The 8,901-nt window shown below is 37.3% G+C and carries 1 protein-coding gene; it reads left to right on the forward strand.

Annotation, left to right across the window (positions count from 1 at the left end; all coding sequences use genetic code 11):
• Positions 1-422: 422 nt before the first annotated feature.
• Positions 423-8,282 carry a Vomp family autotransporter gene (locus tag FJG96_RS08985; RefSeq protein WP_246046887.1) on the forward strand — a complete coding sequence of 2,620 codons (7,860 nt, stop codon included), beginning with the start codon at positions 423-425 and terminating at the stop codon, positions 8,280-8,282.
• Positions 8,283-8,901: the final 619 nt, after the last annotated feature.

Consider the following 8,901-nt stretch of genomic DNA (forward strand, 5'->3'; position numbering starts at 1 on the left):
AAAAACATGCAAAGCAGATAAGTAATGAAATAAAATGTACCATTAATGCTAAAGCACTGTTTTAATCTCAATTTATAATTTAATACGAATGCAGATTACCACATACTAAATGTTTCTACTTTTCACGAAAAAGCAATTCAAAAGAGCATAAAATCAATATGTTAACTACTTTATAGGTAAAAACTCATTAACCTAATAAGAAAATATTCTTGTGTACATTTATCTAAATAAAGCTATTATCCAAATAATACATCGCTGCAAAAATAAAACTGCCAAAAACCTTCGTTTTTAAATTAGTTTCATGCAAAAAAACTCTCCCAGCAGTTTTTAAAAGATAATTCAATGAAAAATATAAATTGAAATATGTCTTTTTTATGTCATAAATATGATTGATTTGATTTTTTTTCATTAGGGCACTTGTGATGAAAGAATTATCTATCATATCAAAGAGGAATGATTGGGATTACAGGCATTTCTCTCGACATTTGTTTAAAAAGCTTTTGTTGGGAACCATAATCGTCGCATTTTTATCAAATACTTCCCCCGTTTATGCAAAAAATTTTGATAGAACAGAACAGCTTCTTCAAGTTCTAGAGAAGGCAACAGCGGTTTATTCTCAAAAAAACAATAGAAACGTCTTTTCTGATTATAATCGTTATAACCCTCATACGGGTTTCTTTGACGATATAAGTTTATCAAAATCAAGTTACTTAACAGTGCTCACTACAGCCATAATGTCAAGCGTGAGTACGTCTAGTAGTTACGTAGATTTTTTAATCACTATGCTGTCTGAAAAAGGGAAGACTGCTGTGAATGTTTTGGACAAAGATAGCAGTTCTACACAAAAAAATTTAGAGTCTTCGGTTGATGATAATCATGGAAATGGCATAGCTCTCTTAAATACACCTAGTTCATCAGAGGAGAGATATCCAATACAAGTGGGTGGAAGGACGTTTGTAAGCGCAAGAGGTGGATCAAATGCTACTAATTTGGGGCAAGGAGCGAATGCAGCAGGGCAGGAAAGTGTTGCTATTGGTCATAAGGCTCAAGCAACAGGAAAATTCGCCATTACTATGGGAGATCAGGCACAGGCGACAAAAGAAGATAGTATTGCTATAGGTCATATGGCGCATGCTTTGGGGAAAAGCAGCACTGCACTAGGCTCTGAATATAATGAAAAGAATCAGGATGACTATACAACCGCCAAGGGTGATTATTCAACAGCTTTGGGTGCTGTTTCTAAAGCTCTAGAATATGGTACAACGGCCGTTGGTCATCGTGCCTATGCAACGGGTAAAAATGCTATTTCTATAGGATTTTATTCGAGAGCAAATGTAGAAGGGAGTGTTGTTTTGGGGGCAGATGCAAAAGCAGAAAAAAAAGATTCTGTTGCTTTAGGCGATTCTTCTGTAGCGGATACAGCTTCTCAAATTTTTGGATTCGATCCTCTCCTTAAGAAGGCTACAACTGATGGGAATGCAGCATGGAAAAGTGGACGCGGTGCGGTAAGTGTTGGTACTTTAGACAAGACAAGACAGATTACAAAAGTAGCTGCTGGTACTCAAGATACTGATGCCGTGAATATTGCGCAGTTAAAGTCATTACAAGCCTACGTAGACAAAGGCTGGAAACTGTCTGTTGACGGTAAAAATGCTAAAGCTGTGGGGATAGATGGATCGATAGATTTCGCAACAGGAAGTAACAACTTTAACATTACCAAAGGCGAAAAAGATAATAAGGTAACATTTGATTTAGCAAAGAACATTACACTAGAGAGTGTAAAAGCAGGACAGAACATTTTTGATGCTACAGGCTTAAAAATTGCGAATGGTCTCCAAATCACCACTGCTGGTATTAATGCAGGCAGTAAAAAGATTACAAATGTCGTCGATGGTACAGATGATACCGACGCTGTAAATTTTTCCCAGTTAAAAAAAGCTGTATCTGTGTCTAGAGACAATCTTTCTGAATGGTCTAAGAACAAAGTAAGACTAGGTGTGCCTGATAGCTGGACCAAAAGAGGAAGTGTTGTGATAGGAGCACACTGGGAGGAAAAGCGTGGTGATGGTGCTGTTGTCTTCCAAGGTCCAATAGCAAACTCCGATTTTGCAATAGCCATAGGCACAACCTCTTACGTTGATAGTAGTGCTGACGAGGCAATTGCTATTGGTTATTTTGCAAAAGTGCAACCTCATGCTAAGGGAGCTATTGCTTTAGGTTCCAGCACTGTTACGAGCGTCAAAGAAGGAATTTCTGGCTATGATCCTAAAACTGGACAAACCTCAACATTAACTGAACCTGCATGGAAATCTGGATATGGTGCTCTCGGTATTGGTGTTGAAAATCGTAATACTCGTAAAATTACCTCAACACGGCAGATTGTAGGTGTCGCAGCTGGCACGAATGATACTGATGCCGTAAACGTTGCACAGTTAAAATCCTTAAGAGGACTGATTACAAGACAAGGAAGTTGGGAGCTTTCTGTTGGTGATAAGAATACAGCTATTGGTGCCGGAGACAAATTAAATTTAGCAACTGGAAGTGCAAATTTTAGCATTACAAGCAATGCAGAAGAGAAGAAGGTAACATTTGATTTAGCAAAAGATCTCACGTTAAATAGCATAAAATTGGGGGGAGAATCTTTAGAAAATGCAGCAAATTCAGTAACTTTAGATGCAACAGGCTTAATCATTACCAATGGTCCCAAAATAATGACGGCTGGTATTGATGCTGGCAATAAAAAAATAACAAACTTAGCAGAGGGTACTGAAGCGACTGACGCTGTGAATTTTGGACAATTGCAGAAAATTGAAAAAGAAGTCGAACAACAAGTCGTAGCCAGTAGCTTTGTAAAACAAGAAGCTGAAACAAAACATATCACTATTGGTAAGGATACAGAGGGTGATAAAATTGATATTGCTAACAAGAATGGTGATAAGCGTACTCTTACGGGTATAAAGGATGCTGCACTCTCAGCGGAATCTAAGGAAGCCGTTACTGGTTCACAGCTTTTTTCTACAAATAATGATGTTACAATTCTTCAAAAAAACTTTTCTGAGATACAGACGAATGTAACGGGGGTGCAAACTAACCTATCAGCAATAGCTAAAAATACATCGCAATATTTGGGTGGTGGCTCTGATGTGGTGAATGGTAAGGTGCCTACTTATACTGTTGAAGGAAAATCTTATAATGATGTTGCGAGTGCTTTTTCTGGTGTGAGTAGTTTTTTTACAGAGGTAAAGCAACAAATTACGAATGTGAATAACACTATCACAAATGTCGAAAATCAAATTAAAAATGTGGTGAGTGAAAGTCTTGTACAGCAAGATAAAGAAACGCAACATATCACCATTGGTAAGGATATAGGTGGAGATAAAATCGATATTACCAATAATAAAAATGAAAAGCGGACTCTGACCGGTATCAAGGATGGCGCACTCTCAGCGGAGTCGAAGGAAGCCGTTACTGGTTCACAGCTTTTTGAGACAAATCAGAAAGTGAATACTGTCTCTACTAATCTCCAAACGGCTGCCTCGAATATAGCCAAGTATTTTGGAGGAAATGCTAAATATGAAGATGGCAAATGGACTGATCCAGAATTTACAGTAAAGATAGTTAAAGCTGATGGCAACCCTGAAGAGACGAGTTATAGCAATGTAGCGGAAGCTTTTGCAGGAGTTGGTACTTCTCTTACGAATATTCAGAATAACGTGACTGAACAGGTTAATAATGTTATCCAAAAAGTGGAAGGTGAAAGCCTTGTACAACAGGATAAAGCAACACAACACATCACTATTGGTAAGGATACAGAGGGTGATAAAATCGATATTGCTAACAAGAATAAGGAAAAGCGTACTCTTACAGGCATAAAAGCTGGTGTTCTCTTAGAAGATTCAAATGAAGCCGTTATAGGTTCACAGCTTTTTGAGACAAATAATAAAGTTTCTACTTACTTAGGGGGTGGAGCTAGTTATAAAGATGGCAAATGGAGTGCACCAACATTTAAGGTTCAAACTGTTGACGATCAAGGCAATAAAAAAGATGAATCTTATACGGATGTTGCTGCTGCTTTTGAAGGCGTTGGTACGTCTATCACGAATGTTCAGAATAAAGTTACCAATGATATAACAAATAAGTTCAGTGAACTTAATCAAAACATAACAAATATTACGCAACAAGTTACAGGTGATGCCTTATTATGGGATGATGAAGCTCAGGCATTTGCTGCGCGTCATAAAAAGAAAGCAGAAGAACAAAACAAAACAACGGGAGCACAAGAAAATAGCAAAATTACCTTTCTTTTAGATGGTGCTGTTTCTAAAGATTCAACAGATGCCATTACCGGTAAGCAGCTTTATTCTACGAGTAACACCTTTGCGACCTATTTGGATAAAGGTGCTGGTTATGATGAGCAAGGAAACTGGAAGGACCCCAGCTTTCAGATAAAAACTGTTAATGGTGAAGGAAAAGAAGAAGATAAGAATTATACCAATATAGCGGAAGCTTTAACAGGAGTTGGAACTTCTTTCATAAATGTTCAAAATAAAATGACCAAGGAGATTACCAACCAGATTAATAATGCCATTACCACTATAAAAGGTGAAAGCCTTATTAAGAAAGATGAATCAACAAATAATATCAACATTGGTCAAGAAGTAGAAGGCAGTGTCATCAATATCGTCAACAAAAATGGTGAGGCTCGGACACTTTCTGGTGTGAAGGAGGCAATGGAGGTTGATGAGGCTATTAACAAAGGACAACTTGATAAAGCTGTGAAAGGGCTCACAGAAGATCTTAAGTTTGAGAGTTCTTTTGCTGTTCACTACGATAAAAAATCCACAGATAATGAGGAAGAGGCGGACTATACGAATATCACCTTGGGTAAAAATAACACTCCTACAGCTCTCCACAATGTTGCGAATGGGATTATTTCTGATAAGTCGCATGATGCAATTACTGGTGGACAGATTTATAAAATTGGTGGAGATATAGCTAAATTCTTGGGTGGAGATGCAGCCTTTAACAATGGAGCTTTTACAGGACCAACCTATGCATTATCTGAAGTTTCTGAAGCAGGACAGGTTACAGATAAGTCCTTTAGTGATGTTGGTAAAGCCTTTGCAGGTCTTGATAGCAATATCAAGAATGTGAATGACCGGATTAAGGAAGTATCTCAGGAAATTGCCCAAGATTCTTTATTATGGAGTAAACAGGATGGTGCTTTTGTAGCTTCTCATGGGGCAGGTGATACGAGAAAAGATAGCAAGATTACGCATATTTCAGCTGGAGATATTACGGCTGTTTCTACGGATGCAGTCATTGGCAAACAGCTTTATGAACTGCATCAGACGTTAGCGACGTATTTAGGTGGTGGTTCTGAGTATAATAAAGATAAAGGATGGAAGGCTCCAGATTTCAAAATTCAGCAATTTGGTGAGAATGGCAAGTCTGAGGAGAAGACGTATCATGATGTTGCGGCTGCTTTTGAAGGTGTAAATAATTCTGTCACGAATATGCATGATAAAATTACGAATCAGATTAGCCAAGTAGTAAGAGATAGTCTTGTAAAGCAAGAAAAAGCAACAGATCTGATCACCATTGGTAAAGCAACAGACGGTATTGAAATCAATATTGCCAACAAAAATGATGAAGCTCGGACGCTTTCTGGTGTGAAGACAGCAACAAAAGATAATGAAGCGGTTAACAAAAGTCAGCTTGATACAAGTATTAAAGATGCAAATAACAAAATAACAAATAAGTTTAACGATTTTACCAAAAACATAACGAATATTACGCAACAAGTTAAAGGCGATGCTTTATTGTGGAGTGAGGCTGATAAAGCGTTTACTGCTGATCATGGAGAGGGGAGTTCAAAAACAAACAGCAAAATCACTCACCTTTTAGATGGCGCTATTTCTTCTGATTCTACGGATGCGATTACGGGCAGACAGCTTTATTCAATGGGGAGCGGGGTTTCTGCTTCTTTAGGCGGTGGAGCAAGCTATGAAGAGGGACGCTGGACTACTCCAACTTTTACAGTGAACAATTTTGATATTAAAGGTAATACAACGCAAGAAGATTATAAAACTGTTTCGGATGCTTTGTTAGGTTTAAGTAATTCTCTCACGAATATTCATAATGAGATGAATAACCAAATCACCAATATTGTTAGTGATAGTCTTGTCAAACAAGATGACAAGACAAAGCTTATCACGGTTGGTGGAGAGAAGGACGGAAGTGAAATTAATATAGCCAACAAGGATAAAGAGGATAGAACACTTTCTGGTGTAAAGGCGGCGACACAAGATAATGAGGCGGTTAACAAAGCACAGCTTGATAAGTTGGATAAGAAAATTGAGTCTACGGATTCTTTTGCAGTTTTTTATGATAAACAGTCGGATGGTACTGTTAATTATAAGAGTGTAACTTTTGGTGGTAAAAATAAAGAACCCGTTGCTTTGCATAATGTTGCTGATGGTGAACTTACGCAAGAATCGCACGATGCAATGAATGGTGGTCAAATTACAAAAATATTCCAGCAGGTAGTGAAGTATTTTGGTGGCAGTGCAGCTTTTAAAGAGGGTATTTTTACAGGACCAATTTATAAATTACTTAGTATTTCTGAAGATGGGGAGGTAGGACAAAAAGCGCATGATAATATTGTTTCAGCCTTTGAAGGTCTTGATACAAATATAAAGAATGTCAACAAGCGTATTAAGGAAGTTTCGCAAGGCATTAGCGATGATTCTTTGTTATGGGATAAGGATAACGAAGCCTTTGTTGCTCTTCATGGGGAGGGCAAAACAAGAACAAACAGCAAAATTACTTATCTGAAGGCTGGTGATGTTACAGCAAGCTCAAGTGATGCAGTAAATGGGTCTCAGCTTTATTCTTTAAACGAGCAACTAGCAAGCTATTTAGGTGGTGGCGCTGGTTATGATCAGCAAGGAAATTGGCAAGCTCCAAATTTTAAGATTAAGCAGTTTGGTGAAGATGGAGGCTCTGAAGAAAAGAGCTATAGCAATATTGCTGATGCGTTGAGTGGGGTTGGAAATTCTTTCACGAATATTCAGCATAGAATTACCCATGAGATAAACAAAATAGAAAGTGAGAATCTTGTTAAGCAGGATGAAAAGACAAAGCGTATCACGATTGGTGGAGAGAAGGACGGGAGTGAAATCAGTATTGCAAATAGTGCGAATGGTGTACGTAGCCTTTCTGGTGTAAAGGCAGGGCTTCTGACAGAAGAATCCACGGAAGCGATCAATGGTTCTCAGCTTTATTCGGTAATCAATGTACTTTCTAGATATTTTAGTGGGGATGCGGGATATAAGGATGGAAAATGGCTCGCGCCAAACTTTAAGGTGGCACAATTTACTGCTGCTGGTGTTGTGAGTAAAAGGGAGGAATATACCAATATTGCGTCGGCGATTGAAGCTGTTAACGAAAGCATGACCAATATCAACAATCGTATTCATGATGTTGAACAGAGTATTTTCTCGGGTGGTTTAAATTGGAGTGAGACAGAAAAAGCTTTTGATGCGCGTCATAAAGGTCAAGACAGTAAGATTAAGCATGTAGCGGATGGTGAAATATCAGAAGGCTCGAAAGAGGCTGTTAATGGCAGACAACTTTGGCAGACGAATAAGAAAGTTAAAGAGGTTGAAAGCCATGTCAATATGATTGATAAGCAAGTAAAAGATATTGCTAGTGTGGCAGATATTGCTGTTAAGTATGATAAAGGGAATGATGGCAAGAAAACGAATAAAGTAACATTAATTGGTATGAGTGAGAGTGATCCAGTATTGATAGACAATGTAGCGGATGGTCGCATTGAAAGTGACTCAAAAGAAGCTGTCACAGGCGGTCAATTGCATGATTATACGAATAAGCAGATGAATCTCGTTCTTTCTGATGCGAAGAGATATACGGATGAGCGTTTCAAGGACATTGTCAATAACACGGTCCACAATGTTATTCATGAGACAAAATCTTATACAGATGTAAAGTTTGAAGCGTTAAGGTATGAAATTAAGGAAGTTCGCAAAGAATCCAAAAAAGCAGCAGCGGTAGGTTTAGCGGTATCGAATTTGAGTTATGAAGATACGCCAGGTTCTTTAAGTTTATCGATAGGAACGGGGACATGGCGTAATCAATCCGCTTTTGCTGTTGGAGCAGGTTATATGTCTGAAGATGGCAGAATTCGTTCTAATATATCCGCTACGAGTTCTGGTAGGCATTGGGGCATAGGAGCGGGTTTAAGAGTAAAATTGAATTGATAGAAAGTCGTTAAGATTATTGCTGCGTTCTGCATTTATACTTTTTTATAAAGAATGAGGAATACTTTATTGCTCCCACAAGCTTTATAGAGCAACATAGTTATAAATTTTCAATTATTTTCCTAAAATTTTTTACTTAAATTGTTGAAAAAAGATCACATATTTCTGTAAAAAATATTTAAATAGATAAAAATTTTTATTTTTTTGTTGCTATTTTATTATAGAGGGGGTAGTGCAACATAAAGTATATTAGTAAGACTCATTTTGATCGAAATAACAATTCAAAAGGGGGGAAGAGGTAGTGTATAAATTGTAAATACCCGAAAAACGAATTTACATCACTGCATTACATTTAACAAAACAATAACCCAGCTAGAAAAATTTCATATTTCTAAAGAAATTTAAGGTTTTTTTAAATATTTAGCTTTTCATTTATTGAATACGAAAAAAATAGCGTTCCTTAATAAAAAAAGGCAAAAACCCCAGCAATAAAAATATTGCTAAAAATTTTATTGAGTATAACCAAACACCTACTAAATAAAATGCTCCTAATGTTTAAAACCCTCAAAGATCTTTTTCCAAGTCTATACAGTAAATCGCAACCAAATTTTTATTAGAG

The sequence above is a fragment of the Bartonella mastomydis genome (assembly GCF_900185775.1).
GTDB lineage: Bacteria > Pseudomonadota > Alphaproteobacteria > Rhizobiales > Rhizobiaceae > Bartonella > Bartonella elizabethae.

Bases quoted from the DNA above. Each gene is read 5' to 3' on its own strand.
- FJG96_RS08985 (WP_246046887.1), top strand. From the start codon at position 423: ATGAAAGAATTATCTATCATATCAAAGAGGAATGATTGGGATTACAGG.